The 19,997-nt window shown below is 71.3% G+C and carries 14 protein-coding genes; 12 read left to right on the plus strand and 2 right to left on the minus strand.

Annotated elements, in window-relative coordinates; genetic code table 11:
• Positions 1 to 72 precede the first annotated feature (72 nt).
• From ACWDZ7_RS30570 to ACWDZ7_RS30595, 6 genes are all read left to right on the plus strand, one after another.
• Positions 73 to 2,382 (plus strand): MMPL family transporter, encoded by a 2,310-nt coding sequence (locus tag ACWDZ7_RS30570; protein WP_451801449.1) that lies wholly within the window; start codon positions 73 to 75, stop codon positions 2,380 to 2,382.
• Positions 2,351 to 2,929, plus strand: a complete 579-nt coding sequence (locus ACWDZ7_RS30575) for a GNAT family N-acetyltransferase (protein WP_451801450.1) — start codon at positions 2,351 to 2,353, stop codon at positions 2,927 to 2,929. The genes ACWDZ7_RS30570 and ACWDZ7_RS30575 overlap by 32 nt, the downstream gene beginning before the upstream one ends.
• A gap of 35 nt (positions 2,930 to 2,964) precedes the next feature.
• The gene (locus ACWDZ7_RS30580) at positions 2,965 to 3,651 is read left to right on the plus strand and encodes a hypothetical protein (RefSeq protein ID WP_451801451.1); all 687 of its coding nucleotides are present in this window, start codon (positions 2,965 to 2,967) and stop codon (positions 3,649 to 3,651) included.
• Positions 3,652 to 3,851: 200 nt separating this feature from the next.
• A complete protein-coding gene (locus ACWDZ7_RS30585) occupies positions 3,852 to 4,028 on the plus strand; it encodes a hypothetical protein (RefSeq protein ID WP_451801453.1) in 177 nt (58 codons plus the stop codon).
• A 67-nt stretch (positions 4,029 to 4,095) separates the two neighbouring features.
• Positions 4,096 to 7,176, plus strand: coding sequence for a helix-turn-helix transcriptional regulator (locus ACWDZ7_RS30590; protein WP_451801455.1), 3,081 nt, complete (start codon positions 4,096 to 4,098; stop codon positions 7,174 to 7,176).
• A gap of 80 nt (positions 7,177 to 7,256) precedes the next feature.
• On the plus strand, positions 7,257 to 7,511 hold the full coding sequence (locus tag ACWDZ7_RS30595; RefSeq protein ID WP_451801456.1) for a DUF6191 domain-containing protein: 255 nt from the start codon (positions 7,257 to 7,259) through the stop codon (positions 7,509 to 7,511).
• A gap of 1 nt (position 7,512) precedes the next feature.
• Here the strand turns inward: ACWDZ7_RS30595 and ACWDZ7_RS30600 are convergent, their stop codons facing one another.
• Positions 7,513 to 8,673, minus strand: a complete 1,161-nt coding sequence (locus tag ACWDZ7_RS30600; RefSeq protein WP_451801458.1) for a PQQ-dependent sugar dehydrogenase — start codon at positions 8,671 to 8,673, stop codon at positions 7,513 to 7,515.
• Positions 8,674 to 8,832: 159 nt separating this feature from the next.
• A complete protein-coding gene (locus ACWDZ7_RS30605; protein ID WP_451801460.1) occupies positions 8,833 to 9,858 on the minus strand; it encodes an aldo/keto reductase in 1,026 nt (341 codons plus the stop codon).
• Between the two features lie 119 nt (positions 9,859 to 9,977).
• Between ACWDZ7_RS30605 and ACWDZ7_RS30610 the strand changes: the two genes are divergently transcribed.
• From ACWDZ7_RS30610 to serA, 6 genes are all read left to right on the plus strand, one after another.
• Entirely contained in the window at positions 9,978 to 10,931 is a 954-nt protein-coding gene (locus tag ACWDZ7_RS30610) for a 2-hydroxyacid dehydrogenase (RefSeq protein WP_451801461.1), read from the plus strand.
• Positions 10,932 to 11,259: 328 nt separating this feature from the next.
• Positions 11,260 to 14,352, plus strand: coding sequence for a putative bifunctional diguanylate cyclase/phosphodiesterase (locus ACWDZ7_RS30615; RefSeq protein ID WP_451801462.1), 3,093 nt, complete (start codon positions 11,260 to 11,262; stop codon positions 14,350 to 14,352).
• Positions 14,353 to 14,586: 234 nt separating this feature from the next.
• Complete coding sequence (locus tag ACWDZ7_RS30620) at positions 14,587 to 16,434, plus strand: acetolactate synthase large subunit (protein ID WP_451801464.1); 1,848 nt, start codon at positions 14,587 to 14,589, stop codon at positions 16,432 to 16,434.
• Between the two features lie 29 nt (positions 16,435 to 16,463).
• Positions 16,464 to 16,991, plus strand: coding sequence for an acetolactate synthase small subunit (ilvN, locus tag ACWDZ7_RS30625; RefSeq protein WP_451801465.1), 528 nt, complete (start codon positions 16,464 to 16,466; stop codon positions 16,989 to 16,991).
• 120 nt (positions 16,992 to 17,111) lie between these two features.
• A complete protein-coding gene (ilvC, locus tag ACWDZ7_RS30630; RefSeq protein ID WP_451801466.1) occupies positions 17,112 to 18,110 on the plus strand; it encodes a ketol-acid reductoisomerase in 999 nt (332 codons plus the stop codon).
• A gap of 240 nt (positions 18,111 to 18,350) precedes the next feature.
• Positions 18,351 to 19,943, plus strand: a complete 1,593-nt coding sequence (serA, locus tag ACWDZ7_RS30635; RefSeq protein WP_451801468.1) for a phosphoglycerate dehydrogenase — start codon at positions 18,351 to 18,353, stop codon at positions 19,941 to 19,943.
• Positions 19,944 to 19,997 lie beyond the last annotated feature (54 nt).

Consider the following 19,997-nt stretch of genomic DNA (forward strand, 5'->3'; position numbering starts at 1 on the left):
CTTTGCGGGCTGTTCAGTTGATTCAGTGCTGTTCCCGGCCAAAGATCCACGAATCATCCAGGGAGCCAGTACGTGGCAGCACTCGCACGGTGGTGCGTCAAGCACCGCCTTCTCGCCGTCCTGCTCTGGCTCGTCGCCCTCGGCGGCGCCGCGACGGCCGCCGCCGTCGCCGGATCCGCGTACTCGAACGACTACGAAGTCCCCGGCACCGAGTCGGGCCGCGCGACCCAGCTCCTGGACAAGGGGTTCCACGGCCTCGGCGGCGACAGCGACACCATCGTCTGGCACACCGGCTCCTCCGGTGCCTCCGACCCCTCCTCCGTCCGTGCCGCCGACGTCGAGCAGACCATGTCCGACGCCCTGGACAAGATCGCCCAACTGCCCGCCGTGGCCTCCGTGACCAGCCCGTACGACGAGGGCGGCGACGGCGACGGCAAGGGCGCGGGTCGGATCAGCGACGACGGCCGCACCGCCTACGCCACCGTCACCTTCCGCGAGCAGGCCGACGACCTCGACAAGGCCGACGCCCAGCAGGTCGTCGACACCGCCAAGGCCGCCGAGTCCGACGGCCTCCAGGTCGAGCTGGGCGGCACCGCCATCGGGCTCACCGAGTCCAAGAGCGCCCAGACCGCCGAGATCGTCGGGGTCGCCGTCGCCGCCGTCGTGCTCTTCCTCGCCTTCGGCTCGCTCGCCGCGTCCGCCCTGCCCATCGCGACCGCCCTGGTCTCCGTCGGCACCGCGTACGCGGGCATCGTGCTGCTCGGCCATGTGATGACTGTCGCTGACTTCGCGCCCATGCTGGGCACGCTGATCGGCCTCGGCGTCGGCATCGACTACGCCCTGTTCATCGTGACCCGGCACCGCAAGGGCCTCAAGCGCGGTCTGCCCGTGGCCGAGGCCGCCGAGCGGGCGGTGGCCACCACCGGGCGCGCCGTCGTCTTCGCGGGCGCCACCGTCTGCATAGCCCTGCTCGGCATGCTCATCCTGCGGCTCAGCTTCCTGAACGGCGTCGCGATCGCCGCCTCGCTGACCGTCGTCCTCACCGTCGCCGCGTCCGTGACCCTGCTGCCCGCGCTCCTCTCCTGGATCGGGCCGCGCGCCCTCAGCCGCCGCGAACGCCGCAGGCTCGCCGAGCACGGGCCTCAGCCGGAGCTGCCGACCGGGCTCGCCGCCCGCTGGGCCGCCTTCGTGGAACGCCACCCCAAGCTCCTCGGCGGTAGCGCGGTCCTCGTCATGGCGGTGCTCGCGCTCCCCACCTTCGCCCTACACCTGGGCACCTCCGACCAGGGCAACAACCCTTCCTCCGCCACCACCCGACAGGCCTACGACCTGCTCGCCGACGGCTTCGGGCCGGGCGTGAACGGCCCCCTGACACTGGTCAGCGAGGTCTACGGCGCCGGTGACCGCAACGCCCTCGCCGATCTCGCCACGACGCTGAGGTCGGCCGAGGGCGTCGCCTCCGTGAGCCCGGTGACGTACGACGACAACGGCCGCACGGCCTTCCTCACCCTCGTCCCCGACTCCTCCCCGCAGTCCGAGGCGACCAGTGAACTCGTCGACCGGCTGCGCGGTGACGTGCTGCCCGCCGCCGAGGCGGACAGCTCCCTGGAAGTGGCGGTCGGCGGCGTCACCGCGAGCTACGACGACTTCGCGGAGGTCATCGTCGGGAAGCTGCCGCTCTTCGTGGGCGTCGTCATCGGGCTCGGCTGCGTACTGCTCCTGCTCGCCTTCCGCTCGATCGGCATCCCGCTCAAGGCCGCCGTGATGAACGTCGCCGCCGTCGCCTCCGCGTTCGGCGTCGTCGTCGCGATCTTCCAGTGGGGCTGGGGGAGCGAACTGCTCGGACTCGGCGCGGCCGGGCCGATCGAGCCCTTCCTGCCCGTGATCATGGTGTCCGTCCTCTTCGGGCTCTCCATGGACTACCAGGTGTTCCTGGTCAGCCGGATGTACGAGGAGTGGCTGGAGACCGGCGACAACCGGCGCGCGGTGCGGGTCGGCCTCGCCGAGACGAGCCGCGTGATCAACTCCGCGGCCGTCATCATGATCTCCGTCTTCCTCGCCTTCGTGCTCAGCGGCGACCGTGTCATCGCGATGTTCGGCATCGCCCTCGCGGCGGCCGTCGCCCTGGACGCCTTCGTCCTGCGGACGCTGCTCGTGCCCGCCCTCATGCACATGCTCGGCGGCGCCAACTGGTGGCTGCCGCGGCGCCTGGACCGCCTCCTGCCGCGCATCAGCATCGAGGCGCCCGAAAGTCGTTCGAATGTGAGCGGCGTGCGTGCGAGGATCCCCCGGCGGCTCGGGACGCACGCGCCGCGGGACGACGTGAGTGGACCTGAGGAGCGGGAGCGGGATGTTCGCGATATCGCTGGGCGAGGGCGCTGAGCTGCGGCCGATCGAGCCGTGGCAGGCGCAGGAGTTCTCCGGGCACATCGAGCGGGCGCGTGAGTACGCGGGACCGTGGGTGCCCTTCACCGTGACCGTGAAGGACCTCCGGACGGCGACGAGCTTCCTCCAGGCGTACGCGGACAAGCAGGCCTCCGACACCGGGCGCCTCTACGGCATCTGGCTGGACGGCACGCTCGTCGGCGGCGTCCTCTTCCGGATCTTCGACACGAGCGTCGACGGCTGCGAGATCGGCGTCTGGCTGGAACCGTCGGCCGCCGGGCGAGGGCTGGTCAACAAGGCCTCACGGATCCTCATCGACTGGGCGGTCGAGCAGCGCGGCATGCACCGCGTGGAGTGGCTGGTGTCATCCCTCAACGACCGGAGCAAGGCCGCCGCCGAGCGGCTCGGATTCACCCGGGACGGCGTGCTGCGGGAGAGCTTCCCCTGGCAGGGGGTGCGGCACGACATGGAGGTGTGGTCCGTCCTCGCTCCTGAGTGGCGTGCGGCACGGGACGCCACTCCTTCCACGGACAGCGCTCGTTAAGGAAGCTCTCATACTCCGTCCGTACGGTGCGGCGCATGGGTACTAAGACAGAGGACGCGGCCGGGGCCAAGGACGCCCCCGGGACCGAGGAAGTGACCGGGGCCGAGAAGTCGGCGCCGAAGGCGGAGGCGCCCGAAGTCGACGTCACCAAGTCCGAGGCGGAGGCGCCCGAAGTCGACGTCACCAAGTCCGAGGACGAGGCCGTGGACGCCACCGATGACGAAGCCGGGGACGGCGCCGACACCGACGCCGACGCCGAGACGGACACGGACCTGTCCGACGAGACGGACGACCTCGCGGACGGGCCCGCCAAGTCCGCCACGCCCGCCGGGGTCGGCCAGGGCGCCGCGGCCGTCGTCTCCGTCGCACTCGGCGTCATCGGCCTCTCCGGCGGCTGGCTCGGCACGGTCGCCGCGGCCCGCTCCAACATCGTCGGACAGCTGGAGACCGCCCAGTCCGCGAGCGTCGCCAACCAGATCCAGGCCCTGTACGGCGACTCCTGGAAGATCACCGCGCTGATCGCCGGCATCTTCGCGCTCACCGCCCTGGTCATCGGCTTCGTGGTCCTGGTCAAGCCCGCGTTCGGCGCCCCCGGCAAGGAGCAGGCGCCGTGGATCAAGTCCGTGTCGTGGGCGGGCGTCGTGCTCGGTGTGATCGGGCTGATCCTCGCCATCGCCAAGTACTCGGACCTGCTGCTCGGCCTTCCGTCGGCACCGTCCTGAGGCACCTCGTACGTACATGGCGCCTTAGGTAAGGCAGGGGCGGGTCAGGGGCTAAGGCCCCCGGCCCGCCCTTCCTCATGCCTAAGGCCCCGCACCCCCCGGAGATGCGGAACTCGCCCGATGCGGGCGACCCCCCTGGGAGACGAGAGTGGAGTCATCGCAGAGAGCGATGGCACCACCGACAACCCAAGGGGTACGAGATGTTCGAGTACGAGATGCACCAGCTGCGCGCCGCCGACCTCGTCCGGGAGGCCGGCCGCCGCCGCCTGGTCCGCGAGGCCCGCCGGATCCGCGCCGCCCGCCGCTCGGTCCGCCACGAAACCGAGGGGCGGGTGAGCGCGTCCTTGTGGAAGTCCCGCTTCGCACGGGCCGCCTGAGGTGGACCGGCCCGCGCCCGGGGCCGTCCCGCGGACACGGGGTGCCGGACCGTCCGCGCACTGTGCGATGCTCGCGGGCGTGGAGACCAGGTCCGTCAGCCCGGTGTTCGTCGGTCGCACCGACGAACTGGGCGTACTGAACGAAGCGCTCGCCCGTGCCACGGGGACCCCGCTCGAAGGAGTCGGGGGCCCCGGCACGGGCGAGCCGCAGGCGTTGCTGCTCGGCGGCGAGGCGGGCGTCGGAAAGACGCGCCTCGTCGAGGAGTTCACGGAGGCCGCCGAGAGACAGGGTGCCGTCGTCGCACTCGGCGGCTGCGTGGAGATCGGAGCCGACGGCCTGCCGTTCGCCCCCTTCTCCACCGCCCTGCGCGCCCTGCGCCGCCGGCTCCCCGACGAGCTGGCCGCCGCGGCCGAGGGCCAGGAGGAGGAGCTCGCCCGCCTCCTGCCCGAACTGGCCGGCCCCGCCCCGCACGGCCACGGCCGAGCGGGCCGGTCCGACGAGCAGGACATGGCGCGGCTCTTCGAACTCACCGCCCGCCTCCTGGAGCGCCTCTCCCGCGAACGCACCCTCGTCGTCGTCCTGGAGGACCTGCACTGGGCCGACGCCTCCACCCGCCACCTCCTCGCCTATCTCTTCCGCACCATGCGCGGTGGCCGCCTCGTCCTGATCGCCACCTACCGCGCCGACGACATCCACCGCCGCCACCCCCTGCGCCCCCTCCTCGCCGAGCTGGACCGGCTGCGCACGGTGCGCCGCATCGAACTGGGTCGCCTCAGCAAGGACGAGGTCGCCCGCCAGATGGCCGGCATACTCGCCGCCGAACCCGAACAGGCGCTGGTCGACGAGATATTCGACCGCTCCGACGGCAACGCCTTCTTCGTCGAGGAACTCGCCGTCGCCGCCCACGGCAGCAGCTGCGCGGGCCTCACCGACTCCCTGCGCGACCTGCTCCTCGTCCGCGTCGAGGAGTTGCCCGAGGACACCCAGCGCGTGGCGCGCATCGTCGCCGAGGGCGGCTCCACCGTCGAGTACGCATTGCTCGCCGAGGTCGCCGGGCTCAGCGAGGACAACCTGATCGAGGCGCTGCGCGCCGCCGTCGGCGCCAACATCCTCCTCGCCTCGCCCGAAGGCGACGGCTACCGCTTCCGGCACTCCCTCGTCCGCGAGGCCGTCAGCGACGACCTGCTGCCCGGCGAACGCTCCCGCATCAACCGCCGCTTCGCCGAGGCCCTGGAAGCCGACCCCGCGCTCGTCGCCGCCGACCAGCGCGCCGCCCGCCTCGCCAGCTACTGGTACCACGCGCACGACGCCGCCAAGGCCCTGCCCGCAGTCCTGCGCGCCTCCGTCGAGGCCCGCCACCGGCACGCCTACGCCGAGCAACTGCGCCTGCTCGAACGGGCGATGGAACTGTGGGACGACGCCACCGACGACGTACACGGAGAACTCCGCCCCGCCGACTACGTCGAGGGCTACCCTGCCTGCGGCTGCGACCCCGCCACCGCCTCGCTGCGCTATCTGGATCTGATGGCCGAGGCCACCGTCGCCGGACGCCTCTGCGGCGAACGCGACCGCGCCCTGAAGATCACCAAGCGCGCCCTGCGCCTCCTGGACAGCGAGAACGACCCCCTGCGGTCCGCCTGGTTCTGGGTCCAGCGCTCCCGCCTCGTCTCCACCCTGGGCCGCGGCGACGGCTGGGACGAGATCGCCAGGGCCCAGGAGCTGATGCGCGGCCTGCCGCCCTCCGAGGTGCACGCGGACGTGCTCGTCCACCGCGCCTCCTGGGGCATGCTGCACGACCCCGGCCCGGAGACCATGGCCGCCGCCGAACGGGCCGTCGAGTACGCCCGCATGGTCGAGGCCGACACCATCGAGCTCAACGCCCGGCTCACCCGCGGCAACCTCCTCATCGAAGCGGGCGACCCGGAAGCCGGCCTCGCCGAGATGTACGAGGTCAGGGACCGCGTGGTCGAACAGGGCCTGGTCACCGACCTCGGCCGCGCCCACATCAACCTCCCCTCCGCCCTGGAAGGCGTCGGCCGCTCCGCCGAGTCCGTGAAGGTCGCGATGGAGGGCATCGAGTTCTGCCGGAAGTACGGCCTGATGGACACCGAGGGCTGGGTCTGGGCCAACGCCGCCGAATCCCTTGTCTCCCTCGGCCGCTGGGACGAGGCCGCCGAGGCCGTCGCCCACACCCACCGCTGTGTACAGAGCGCCAAACCCCGGGGCTCCGCCGCCCAGTGCTCCGCCCGTATGGCGCTCTACCGCGGCGACCACGACGCCGCCACCCGGCACCTCCAGGCCGCCTACCACCACTACGGCAGCCACGACCCGCAGCCGCAGTACATCCTCCCGCTGGCCCGCATCTCCCTGGGCATCGCGGCGGCCGAGGGCCGCATCCTCGACGGCCGCGCCGAGATCGAACGCGGCCTCGCCTCCGGCCTCCCCTTCGGCACCTACAAATACGGCTGGCCGCTGCTCCTGGCCGCCGCCGCGATGGAGGCCGACGCCCGCGGCCTGCCCGCCGCCGAGGCCGGCCGCCCCGCCGCCCTCGAACGGATCCGCCGGATCACCAAGTCCCTCGCCACCCCCATCCCGCTCTGGCGCGCCTACGACGAGTGGACCCGCGCCGAACTCCTGCGTGCCGAGGGCCGCGACGGCCCCGCCGACTGGTCCGCCGTGGTCACCGCCGTCGCCTGCCTGGACCGCCCCTACGATCTCGCCCATGTCCGCCTCCGTCTCGCCGAATCCCTCCTCGCCTCGGACAGCGCCGACCGCGACCGCGCCGCCCAACTGCTGCGCCAGGCCGGGGAACTGGCCGAGAGCCTCGGCGCGCGTCCGCTCGCCGACTCGATCACCGGACTCGCCCAGCGGGCCCGCCTCACCCTGAACCCCACCGAGCCCATCCGCGTCACCGCTCCGGCCGACCCCGCCGAGGCGCTCGGTCTGACCAGCCGGGAGCGGGACGTCCTGCGCCTGGTCGCGGTGGGCCGCAGCAACCGCCAGATCGCCGAGGAGCTCTTCATCTCCCCGAAGACGGCGAGCGTGCACGTCTCCAACATCCTCGCCAAGCTGTCCGTCACCGGCCGCGGCGAGGCGGCGGCCCTCGCCCACCGGCTACGCCTGTTCCCACCCGCGAGCCGCGGCTGACCTGCGCCTCTCCGCCCTCGGCCGCTTTCCGGCGGCCTCGCTTACGCTTGACGGCAGGAACTCGGCTCCAAGGAGGCGCAGTGTTCAACGCCATCGAGGCCCTGTTCGCGCCGGGGCGCAAGCACACCGACGACGAGCAGAAGCGTCTGGAGATGACCCGCGTCGACCTCGCCGACGGGGACCCCGGGCGCGGCCCGATCGACCTGTCGTCGGGCAAGGTGGTCGTACGCCCACCTGTCCCGTCGCCCCGCACGGACGAGACGCCGGACTCCGAAGACACCCCGCAGGCGGCGCCGCCCGATCAGATATCCCCCTCCGCGCCGCCGAGCGGCTGAGTCACTTCACCTCCACCTCCAGGATCTTGTCGTCCCCCTTCTCCGGCGTCCCCCGCGAGTCCGTCTCGTTCGTGACCAGCCACAGCTTGCCGCCGCCCGCCGCGAGCACCGTGCGCAGCCGGCCGTGCTCGCCCTTCAGGAAGGACTGCGGCTTCGGCTCGCCCGCCACGTCACGGACCAGGATGCGCCACAGCCGCTCACCGCGCAGGCCCGCCATCCAGATCGAACCCTCGGCGTAGGCGACGCCGCTCGGTGAGGCCTCGGACGTCTTCCACTGGGCGACCGGATCGCGGAAGCCCTCTTTGCCGGCCTTGCCCTCGGTCTCGGGCCAGCCGTAGTTCTCCCCGGCCTTGATCTCGTTCAGCTCGTCCCAGGTGTTCTGGCCGAACTCCGAGGCCCACAGCCGCTTCTGCTCGTCCCAGGCGAGGCCCTGCACATTGCGGTGGCCCAGCGAATACACGGGGGAGTCGGCGAAGGGGTTGCCGGGAGCGGGCTCGCCGTCCGGCGTCAGGCGCAGGATCTTGCCGCCCAGGGACTTCTTGTCCTGCGCCAGGCCCGTGTCGCCCGTCTCGCCCGCGCCCGCGTACAGCATCTTGTCCGGGCCGAAGGCGATCCGGCCGCCGTTGTGGATCGTGCCCTTGGGGATGCCCCTGAACACCGTGTCGGGCGCGCCCAGCTGCTCGCCGGAGGGTTTCTTCTCGTCGTACAGCATCCGGGCGATGCGGTTGTCGGACTCCGTCGTGAAGTACGCGTACACCATGCTGTCGGAGGCGTACGAAGGGGAGAGCGCGAGGCCCATCAGGCCGCCCTCGCCGCCGGGGGAGACGCCGGGCACCGAGCCGAGCTGCGTCTTCTTGCCCGTCGTGCCGTCGATCCGGGTGATCGTGCCCTCGTCGCGCGAGGAGACCAGGAGGTCGCCACCGGGCAGCGCCGCGAGACCCCACGGGGATTTCAGGCCCGTGGCCAGGGTGCGGGTCACCTTCGCCGAGCCCTTCTCCGGTGGGGGTTCGGCGCCCGGCTTCCCGGTGGGGGACTCGCTCGACCTCTCCGGTTTCGAGGGGCTCTCGCGGTTTTCCGGCTCGTCCTGGCCGCCGGACGAACACCCGGCCGCGAGGGCGAGGACGGCGGCGGTCAACACGGCCGTGACAGCAGGTCGTTGCATGATCAGGATCCCTTCGGCGCGGCGGTTCTACTGTTCATACACCGCTCCCGCCCCGCAGGTTCCCATTCCGCCACCACCAGATCACGCACGGTGTCCGTGAGGCGAGCGGCTCCGCGCCCCGCGCCCCGCGCCCCGCCGCGCCACACCGGCCGCAAGTCCTCAGTCCCACGACCCCAGCGCCGCCGGCAGCGCCGCGATCTCCGCCAGGTCCGCCCCGGTCAGCCGCACCGCCGCCGCCCCCGCGTTCTCCACCGCCCAGCGCTCCCGCTTGGCGCCGGGTATCGGCACCACATGCCGGCCCTGGGCGAGCACCCACGCCAGCGCGATCTGCGCCGGCGTCGCCCCGTGCCGCTCCGCCACCCGGCGCAACCCCACCACAAGCGGCTGGTTGGCCGCCATCATCTCGGCGGTGAAGCGCGGATGCCGGGCCCGCAGATCGTCCGGCTCGAAGCCCTGGCCCGGCGTGAGCGTCCCGGTGAGGAAACCATTCCCCAGCGGCATCGCCGCGAGTAAGCCCACTCCGCGCGCCACGCACCACGGCAGCAGCGCCTCCAGCGCCTCGGGCGACCACACCGACAGCTCGGCCTCCACCACGCTCACCGGAAAGACCTGCTGCACTCGCTCCAGCTGCCGGATCGTCACGTCGTGCAGCCCGGCCCCGGGCCGCCCCGGCACCGCACGCCGGTGCGCGCGGGCCCCCACCGCGCACAGCCCGAGCGCCCGCACCTTCCCGGCGGCGACCAGCTCGGCCATCGCGCCCCACGTCTCCTCGACGGGCACCTCGGGGTCGGCGCGGTGCAGCTGGTACAGGTCGATGGTCTCGATCTGGAGCCGCCGCAGCGACGCGTCGCAGGCCCGCTTCACATATCCGGGGCGGCCGTTGGCGACGATGTGCTGCTCACCCACGAGCAGCCCGCACTTCGTCGACACGAACGCCTCGGCACGCCGCTCCTTCAGCACCCGGCCGAGCAGCAGCTCATTGGTGAAGGGCCCATACATGTCCGCGGTGTCCAGCAGCGTCACCCCCGCACCCGAAGCGCCGGCGGCGTCCAAGGCCGCGTGCACGGTGCGCAGCGACGCGTCGCCGCGCTGCCGCGAGCCGGTGTACGCCCAGCTCATCGGCATGCAGCCGAGTCCGACGGCGCCCACTTCGAGCGCCCCCGCGCCGATCGTCCTGCGCTCCACCTGGTCGTACCCTCCCACTGCTCGTCCGGAGATCACCCAAACTAACCGCTGCCGCCCCGCACCCGGGGCGCGGCCTCCCCGCCGCCGGCATGTGACCTGGGCGCATTAGCCTCCTGAGCATGACGACAGACGTATGGCTTCCGTTCGAAGCGCACGAGATCGAGGGCCTGCCCAAGACGTCCGCGACGGGTCTCAACTACCGCTACTGGGACGGCGGGCCGGACTTCCCCGCGGACCCGGCCGAGTGCGCCTTCTACGCGGTGCCCTACATGAAGAGCACCGAGATCGCCGTGCGCCCCCTGCCCGCGATGACGTCCGTACGCGTCGTGCAGACGCTGACCGCGGGGATCGACCACGTACAGCCGGGGCTCAAGTTCCTCGCCCCCGGCGTGCGGCTGTGCAACGCCCGAGGGGTGCACGAGGCCAGCACCGCCGAGCTCGCGCTCGGTCTGATCCTCGCGTCGCTGCGGGGCATACCGCGCTTCGTCGAGGGGCAGCGGCAGGAGGAGTGGCGGTCCGGGTTCTATCCGGCGCTCGCCGACAAGTCCGTGCTCATCGTGGGCTACGGATCGATCGGTTCCGCCATCGAGGACCGGCTCGCACCCTTTGAATGTGCGCGGGTGGCGCGCGTCGCGCGCTCTGCCCGTGCCACGGAGCGCGGCCCCGTGCATCCGCTCGCCGAACTGCACTCCCTGCTGCCCGCGGCCGACGTCGTCGTGGTCTCGACGCCGCTCACCGAGGAAACCCGAGGCCTGGTGGGCGCCGATTTCCTGGCCCGCATGAAGGACGGCGCGCTGCTCGTCAACGTCGCCCGCGGCCCCGTGGTCGACACCAAGGCGCTCGTCGCCGAACTGGAATCCCGCCGTATCACCGCCGCCCTCGACGTGACCGACCCGGAACCGCTGCCCACGGGGCACCCCCTGTGGCACGCTCCTGGAGTGCTCATCAGCCCGCACGTGGGCGGCTCCACGTCCGCGTTCCTGCCCCGCGCCCAGCGCCTGATAGCCGCGCAGCTGACCAGATTCGCCGCCGGACAGCCCCTCGACAACGTCGTGCACACCACCGGCGGTTGATCACCTGAGGCCGCTTTGTGCACGCTCCGTACTCGTATGTGCGCGCGCCGTGCCCACTTTGTCGCTGGTAGTCACGGAGCGTAGAGGAGCTATGTCCCTGTGTGACCGAGCTGGTGTATCGTCCCGACAGGGGATGCGCCGTGGACCGTTCGGCGCCGGGGATCGAGACATCAGAGTGCGTCAGAGTGCGAGGGGGGCGACGGGCGATGTACGACCTATGGGCGGACAATCCGACACGGCGGGAAAGCCGCCGCCGACTCTCGCGCACACCGGTCGGCAGACGCGTGGACCGTACGGACATGGGGGCGGCGCGGACCAGGGCGGTCCGGTGAGCGCCCCGCCGGCCACCACCGTCCTCGAAGCGAGCCTCTCCTCGGCTCCGCCGGCCCCGAGGGCGCCGTCGTCGGCCCGCCGCCCCATGCCGGGCGGTCGCGGCCTCGTGTCCCAGCTCACGCTGCTGCTGATCTGCGGCGCGTACGCCATGGGCTCCGCCATCGGGTGGGGATCGGAACGACTCGCCCTGGTCATGGGCGACTTCGGGCTGAGCGTCGCGGCGGCGGCCGCCGCGATCTCCTGCTTCCGGTACTCCCGCACCCGTCGCAGCCGCTTTCGACCCGCATGGCTGCTGTTCGCGCTCTCCTCCGCGATGGCGGCCCTCGGCAACGCCGTCTGGGGCTGGTACGAAGTCGTGCTCCAGCGCGATGTGCCGACCACGGGCCTGGCCGACCTCTTCTTCCTGTGCTTCGCACCGCCCGCCATCATCGGTCTGCTCGTGCTAGCCAAACGACCGGTGACCAAGGCGGGCTGGGGCTGCCTCGCCCTCGACTCCTGGCTGATCGGGGGCTCGCTCCTCACGCTCTCCTGGAGCCTGGCCCTCGCGCGCACCGCGCAGTCCGAGGACCAGAGCGTCACGCACGCCGCGCTCTCGCTCGCCTACCCGCTCCTCGACATCGCACTGGTCAGCATGGTCCTCGCACTCCACTTCAGGCGGTCCTCCGCCAACCGCACCGCGGTGAACACCGCGATCGCCGCGCTCGCCCTGACCGTGATGTGCGACGCGCTGTTCACCTCACCCCTGCTGCACGCGGGATACCGCTCGGGCCAGCTGCTGGACGCCGGCTGGTTCACGGGCTCGCTGCTCCTCGCGTACGCCCCCTGGGCCGTGCCCTGGCACGCGCGCGAGGGAGCCGGGACGGACCACGCGCGGGTGCCGGACGACGGCGGGCCCGAGGACGTGCGGGCCGCCGCCACCCGGCCGATCGCCGGGTCACTGGCAGCCCTGACGCCGTATCTCGCCGCCGCGGTCTGCACATTGGGGGTTCTCTACAACGTACTGAGCGGACGCAGCGTCGACCGCGTCATGCTCTTCACGGCGGGCACCGTCGTGCTCGCCCTTGTCGCACGCCAGGGCATCATGCTCCTGGACAACATCACCCTCACCCAGGAGCTGGCCCAGAAGGAGAACCACTTCCGCTCCCTGGTCCAGGGCTCCAGCGACGTCATCATGATCGCCGCACCGAACGGCATCCTGCGGTACGTGAGCCCGGCCGCCGCCGGGGTCTACGGCCGCGACGCCGAGGAGCTGGTCGGCTCCGAGCTCGCGTCGCTGATACACCCCGAGGACCTCGGCCGGGTCGTCCACGAGGTCCGCAGATTCCTCGCCGCCAACCCCGTCGAGGAGCCCACCACCCGCATCGAGTGCCGCTTCAGGTCCGGCGACGGCGACTGGCTCAACGTGGAGTCCACCGTCAACCGCCACCACGGCGGCCTCATCTTCAACAGCCGGGACGTCACCGAAAGGGTCCGCCTCCAGGCACAGCTGCAGCACAACGCCGAGCACGACCCGCTCACCGACCTGCCCAACCGCGCCCTGTTCACCCGGCGCGTGAGCCAGGCGCTGACCGGCCGCAGAGTGACCGACCGCGGCACGGCCGTGCTCTTCATCGACCTCGACGGCTTCAAGGCCGTCAACGACACCATCGGCCACCAGGCCGGTGACGAACTGCTCATCCAGGCGGCACGCAGACTTCAGGAGGCGGTGCGTTCGGGCGACACCGCCTCCCGGCTCGGCGGCGATGAGTTCGCGGCCCTCATCGTCGGCGACGGGACCAGGGACCAGGCCGCCAGGGAACAGCACATCTACGAACTCGCCGACCGGCTGAGAATCACCCTCTCCCAGCCCTACGCCATCGACGGCAACGACGTGCGCGTCGCGGCGTCCATCGGTGTGGCGTTCGCCGAACCGGGCATCGGCGCGGGGGAGCTGCTGCGCAACGCCGACCTCGCGATGTACCGGGCCAAGGCCGCGGGCAAGGGCCGCGTCGAGCTGTACGCCCCACAGATGCAGGCCGACGTCGTCCGCAAGGCGGAGCTGGCCACCCGGCTGCGCTCCGCCCTGCACGACGGCGAGTTCGCGCTGCTCCACCAGCCCGTGGTCTCCCTCGACGACGGCCGGATCACGGCGGTCGCCGCGCAGGCCCGCTGGCGCTCGGCCCAGGGCATCCTCTTCACGCCCGCCGAGTTCCTGCGCGTCTCCGAGGCGGGGAACGGCAGAGAGGCGGGGAACGGCAAGGAGGGCGACCGCGCCGCCGAGCTCGGCCGCTGGATGCTCGAAGAGGCCGTCCAGCAGGCCGCCGAGCGCGGCCGCACCGGCCACGCCGTGCCGGTGGCCGTCCGGATGACCGCACGGCGCCTCCTGGACCGCTCCATGCCCCTCGGCTCCATCGAGGCGCTCCTGACCCGGCACGGACTGCCCTCCGGGGCGCTCATCATCGAGCTGGCCGACAGCGACCCCCGGGTCTCCCTGGACGACCTGGAGCGCCGGCTCACGGCCCTGCGCAGGCTCGGCGTACGCATCGCCCTCGACGGTTTCGGCAGCGGCTATGCCGCGATCACGGCGCTGCGCCGGCTCCCCGTGGACGTACTGAAGCTCGACCGCGGCCTGATCGAGGGCGTCGTCGAGTCCGCCAGGCTGCACAAGATCACCGCCGGTCTGCTCCGCATCGCGAACGACCTCGGGCTGCTCTCCGTGGCCGACGGCGTCGACCTGCCCGAGCAGGTGGTCGCCCTGCGCGCGATGGGCTGCACGCACGGGCAGGGTGCGGCGTTCTCCGGACCGCTCGACGAGTACCGGCTGCGCAGGGCGCTGTCCCTCGGCGAGTACGCGGTGCCGCGCGGCCCGGCCGAGCCGGTGCTCGCGGGCGGCCCTTCGGGGACGTACGCGAGCGGGCCTTCGCCGGCGTATGCCGGAGGGTCCTCGGGGGTGTTCGCGGGCGGGCCCGCAGGGGCGTACGTCGGCGGCCCGCCGGGGACGTACGCAGCACCTTCGGGCACGTATGCGGGAGGCCTCCCGGCGACGTACGCGAGCGGCCCCTCGCCCTACGCTCGTTCACATAATGAGACCCCCATCCCACCTACTTGACACGCCATGCGTGCCGGGGGGAGGGTCAAGGCCATGCGCACCCGAATTCTCGTACTTGGAAAGCGCGTCGGCTGAAGCTGGGACTGACCGGTCCGGACACCGGGCCCCCAGCGACCGCACCCGGCGCGCTCCCCTCGCTTGCCTCACGGCACGAGGGGTTTTTTGTTGCACCGGCACCCGTCAAACCCCCGCAAAACCCCCGCAAAAATCCCCAGCTTCGAGAAGAGAATGCCGATGACCGAGCAGGCCACCGGGGCCCACCATCCGCAGCCGCGGCCCCGATCCTCAGGACAGCAGTCCGCCCCCGTCGAGCACGTCACGGGCGCGCAGTCCCTCATTCGTTCTCTCGAGGAAGTCGGGGCCGACACGGTATTCGGCATCCCCGGCGGCGCCATCCTTCCGGCGTACGACCCGATGATGGACTCCACCCGGGTCCGGCACGTCCTGGTGCGGCACGAGCAGGGCGCGGGGCACGCCGCCACCGGTTACGCGCAGGCCACCGGCAAGGTCGGCGTCTGCATGGCGACGAGCGGCCCCGGTGCCACGAACCTCGTCACGCCGATCGCCGACGCCCATATGGACTCCGTCCCGATGGTCGCGATCACCGGCCAGGTGGCCTCCAAGGCGATCGGCACGGACGCCTTCCAGGAGGCGGACATCGTCGGCATCACGATGCCGATCACCAAGCACAACTTCCTGGTCACCAAGGCCGAGGACATCCCGCGCACCATCGCCGAGGCCTTCCACATCGCCTCCACCGGGCGCCCGGGTCCGGTCCTCGTGGACATCGCGAAGGACGCGCTGCAGGCGCGGACGACGTTCTCCTGGCCGCCGCAGCAGGACCTCCCCGGCTACCGCCCGGTGACCAAGCCGCACGCCAAGCAGATCCGCGAGGCCGCCAAACTCATCACCGCGGCCAAGCGCCCCGTCCTGTACGTCGGCGGCGGCGTCCTGAAGGCCCACGCCACCGCCGAGCTGAAGGTCCTCGCGGAGCTCACCGGAGCGCCCGTCACCACCACACTGATGGCGCTCGGCGCGTTCCCCGACAGCCACCCGCTGCACGTGGGAATGCCGGGCATGCACGGTGCGGTCACCGCCGTCACCGCGCTGCAGAAGGCCGACGTGATCGTCGCCCTCGGAGCCCGCTTCGACGACCGCGTCACTGGCAAGCTGGACAGCTTCGCCCCGTACGCGAAGATCGTCCACGCCGATATCGACCCGGCCGAGATCGGCAAGAACCGCGCCGCCGACGTGCCGATCGTCGGTGACGCCCGCGAGGTCATCGCCGACCTGGTCCAGGCCGTCCAGGCCGAGCACACCGAGGGCCACACGGGTGACTACTCCGCCTGGTGGAAGGACCTCAACCGCTGGCGCGACACCTACCCGCTCGGCTACACCCAGCCCGAGGACGGCTCGCTCTCCCCGCAGCACGTCATCGAGCGCGTCGGGCAACTCGCCCCGGAGGGCACGATCTTCGCGGCGGGCGTCGGCCAGCACCAGATGTGGGCCGCGCACTTCATCCAGTACGAGAAGCCCGCGACCTGGCTCAACTCCGGCGGCGCCGGGACGATGGGCTACGCGGTCCCGGCCGCGATGGGCGCCAAGGCCGGACAGCCGGACCGTACGGTCTGGGCGATCGACGGCGACGGCTGCTTCCAGATGACCAATCAGGAGCTGACCACCTGCTCCCTGAACAACATCCCGATCAAGGTCGCCATCATCAACAACGGCGCCCTCGGGATGGTCCGCCAGTGGCAGACGCTGTTCTACAACCAGCGTTACTCCAACACCGTCCTGCACAGCGGCCCCGAGGACATCGGTCCCAACAAGGGCACCCGCGTCCCGGACTTCGTGAAGCTGTCGGAGGCCATGGGCTGCGTGGCGCTGCGCTGCGAGCGCCCCGAGGACCTGGACAAGGTCATCGCCGAGGCCAACGCCATCAACGACCGCCCCGTCGTGGTCGACTTCATCGTCCACGAGGACGCCCAGGTCTGGCCGATGGTCGCCGCGGGGACCTCGAACGACGAGGTCATGGCCGCCCGCGGGGTCCGCCCCGACTTCGGCGACAACGAAGACGACTGAGACCGAGAGCGAAAGAGAGACCAAGAGTCATGTCCACCAAGCACACGCTCTCCGTCCTGGTCGAGAACAAGCCCGGTGTCCTCGCCCGGATCACCGCCCTGTTCTCCCGCCGCGGCTTCAACATCGACTCGCTCGCCGTGGGCGTCACCGAGCACCCCGACATCTCCCGCATCACCATCGTGGTGAACGTCGAGGGCCTGCCGCTCGAACAGGTCACCAAGCAGCTCAACAAGCTCGTCAACGTCCTGAAGATCGTCGAACTGGAGCCGGGCGCCGCCGTGGGGCGCGAACTCGTCCTGGCGAAGATCCGCGCAGACAACGAGACCCGCTCCCAGATCGTCGAGATCGTCCAGCTGTTCCGCGCCAAGACCGTGGACGTCTCCCCGGAGGCCGTCACCATCGAGGCCACCGGCAGCAGCGACAAGCTGGAGGCCATGCTCAAGATGCTGGAGCCCTTCGGCATCAAGGAACTCGTCCAGTCCGGCACCATCGCGATCGGCCGCGGCTCCCGCTCCATCACGGACCGCAGCCTGCGGGCGCTCGACCGCAGCGCCTGACCAGGACCTGCCGTCACCCCTCTCGTACCGGGACCCTCTCGGATACCGAGACCCCTGAACTTCCCTCACTGAGCCCGCCGTACGGTGGGACGCAACACCAGCACACATAGGAGATTCCCAGTGGCCGAGCTGTTCTACGACGACGACGCCGACCTGTCCATCATCCAGGGCCGCAAGGTCGCGGTCATCGGCTACGGCAGCCAGGGCCACGCCCACGCGCTGTCGCTGCGCGACTCGGGTGTCGACGTCCGCGTCGGTCTGCACGAGGGCTCCAAGTCCAAGGCCAAGGCCGAGGAGCAGGGCCTGCGGGTCGTCACGCCCGCCGAGGCGGCGGCCGAGGCCGACGTCATCATGATCCTGGTGCCGGACCCGATCCAGGCCCAGGTCTACGAGGAGTCCATCAAGGACAACCTCAAGGACGGCGACGCGCTGTTCTTCGGCCACGGCCTGAACATCCGCTTCGGCTTCATCAAGGCCCCCGAGGGCGTCGACGTCTGCATGGTCGCCCCCAAGGGTCCGGGCCACCTCGTCCGTCGCCAGTACGAGGAGGGCCGCGGCGTCCCGTGTATCGCGGCCGTCGAGCAGGACGCCACGGGCAACGGCTTCCCGCTGGCGCTCTCGTACGCCAAGGGCATCGGTGGCACGCGTGCGGGCGTCATCAAGACGACCTTCACCGAGGAGACCGAGACCGACCTGTTCGGCGAGCAGGCCGTGCTCTGCGGCGGCACCGCCGCGCTGGTCAAGGCGGGCTTCGAGACGCTGACCGAGGCCGGCTACCAGCCGGAGATCGCGTACTTCGAGTGCCTCCACGAGCTGAAGCTGATCGTGGACCTCATGTACGAGGGCGGCCTGGAGAAGATGCGCTGGTCGGTCTCCGAGACCGCCGAGTGGGGCGACTACATCACCGGCCCGCGGATCATCACGGACGCCACCAAGGCCGAGATGAAGAAGGTCCTCACGGAGATCCAGGACGGCACGTTCGCCCAGCAGTGGATGGACGAGTACCACGGTGGTCTGAAGAAGTACAACGAGTACAAGACGCAGGACGAGAACCACCTCCTTGAGACCACGGGCAAGGAGCTGCGCAAGCTGATGTCCTGGGTCAACGACGAGGACTAGGCACCCTGGGTCCGGGGCACCGCCTCGGGGCTCTGCCCCGGACCCCACCGTCGTTGTCCACCGCGTCCAGCCACGGACGGGTGATCCTTCCACGGAGGCGCATGCTGAGCCCCGTGGCGCCACTACACTGCTGTCAACATTCGCGTCGGGCCCACAGCGTCGTGCGTCTTCCACGCGGTAGCACCCTCCACCGCCTGCGGCCGTCGGGACGGCCGTCGCACTGGATTTGTGAGGACTCACGTGAGCTCGAAACCTGTCGTACTCATCGCTGAAGAGCTGTCGCCCGCCACCGTCGACGCCTTGGGGCCGGACTTCGAGATCCGGCAGTGCAACGGCGCGGACCGCGCCGAGCTGCTGCCCGCGATCGCCGACGTCGACGCGATCCTGGTCCGCTCCGCGACCAAGGTCGACGCCGAGGCCATCGCCGCCGCCAAGAAGCTGAAGGTCGTCGCCCGCGCGGGCGTGGGCCTGGACAACGTCGACGTGTCCGCCGCCACCAAGGCCGGCGTGATGGTCGTCAACGCCCCCACCTCGAACATCGTCACGGCCGCCGAGCTGGCCTGCGGCCTGCTCATCGCCACCGCGCGCAACATCCCCCAGGGCAGCCAGGCGCTGAAGAACGGCGAGTGGAAGCGGTCCAAGTACACCGGCGTCGAGCTCGCCGAGAAGACCCTCGGCGTCGTCGGCCTCGGCCGCATCGGCGCCCTCGTCGCCCAGCGCATGAGCGCCTTCGGCATGAAGGTCGTCGCCTACGACCCGTATGTGCAGCCCGCGCGTGCCGCGCAGATGGGCGTGAAGGTCCTGTCGCTGGACGAGCTGCTCGAAGTCTCGGACTTCATCACGGTGCACCTGCCGAAGACGCCTGAGACCCTCGGCCTCATCGGTGACGAGGCGCTGCACAAGGTCAAGCCGACCGTCCGCATCGTCAACGCCGCGCGCGGCGGGATCGTCGACGAGGAGGCGCTGTACTCCGCGCTGAAGGAGGGCCGCGTCGCGGGCGCCGGTCTGGACGTGTACGCGAAGGAGCCCTGCACGGACTCCCCGCTCTTCCAGTTCGACCAGGTCGTCTGCACCCCGCACCTCGGCGCCTCCACGGACGAGGCGCAGGAGAAGGCGGGCATCGCCGTCGCCAGGTCGGTGCGCCTCGCGCTCGCCGGTGAGCTGGTGCCGGACGCGGTGAACGTCCAGGGCGGCATCATCGCCGAGGACGTCCGTCCCGGCCTGCCGCTCGCCGAGAAGCTCGGCCGCATCTTCACCGCCCTCGCCGGTGAGGTCGCGGCCCGCCTCGACGTCGAGGTGTACGGCGAGATCACCCAGCACGACGTGAAGGTGCTCGAACTCTCCGCGCTCAAGGGCGTGTTCGAGGACGTCGTCGACGAGACGGTGTCGTACGTCAACGCTCCGCTGTTCGCCCAGGAGCGCGGCGTCGAGGTCCGCCTCACCACCAGCTCCGAGTCGCCCGACCACCGCAACGTGGTCACCGTGCGCGGCACGCTCTCCGACGGCGAGGAGATCGCCGTCTCCGGCACGCTGGCCGGGCCCAAGCACCTCCAGAAGATCGTCGCCATCGGTGAGTACGACGTGGACCTGGCGCTCGCCCAGCACATGGTCGTCCTGCGGTACGCCGACCGTCCGGGTGTCGTCGGCACCGTCGGCCGCGTCCTCGGCGAGGCGGGCATCAACATCGCGGGCATGCAGGTCGCCCGCGCCGACGTGGGCGGGGAGGCGCTTGCCGTCCTGACCGTCGACGACACGGTGCCGCAGTCGGTCCTGAACGAGCTCGCCGAGGAGATCGGTGCGGAGTCCGCTCGCGCGGTGAACCTCACGGACTAGGGCTCCGGAGCCTCGGGCGCCGTCATCACCGGCTCCGCCGAGTCCGTCCTCAAA

The sequence above is a fragment of the Streptomyces sp. NPDC003032 genome (assembly GCF_053591415.1).